Origin of the sequence: Variovorax sp. WDL1, from assembly GCF_001541225.1 — a bacterium.
Classification (GTDB): Bacteria; Pseudomonadota; Gammaproteobacteria; order Burkholderiales; family Burkholderiaceae_C; genus Variovorax.
Map to the genome: position 1 here is coordinate 1 of NZ_LMTS01000319.1, position 263 is coordinate 263.

1 protein-coding gene is annotated in these 263 nt (G+C 60.8%); it reads right to left on the bottom strand.

The features are described from left to right. The coding region (locus APY03_RS45070) for a hypothetical protein (protein WP_232324549.1) at positions 1-263 on the bottom strand (263 nt) is incomplete at both ends.

A 263-nucleotide genomic window follows, 5' to 3' on the forward strand; every position in this document is an offset into this window, starting at 1 on the left:
AACGGCCGCGGCAGTTCGGTCAACGTGCTCAGGTCTGCCAAACGCGGCGGATCCGTCGACTTGACGCGGTAGATCCATGGCGCTTCGACGCGGTAGACCTGCATTCGTCCGTCGTGATCCGTCTTCTTCCAATTGCTCGGCAGAAGCCTGATCCCAAGCTTCGTCTCGAACTCCTGCAGTGCGGGCTCCTTGTTTCCGGGTTTGAACAAATCCAGCGCCTCGTCGACAAAGCGCCGGAACTCCGGCGGCCAGTTTCGTGCAGC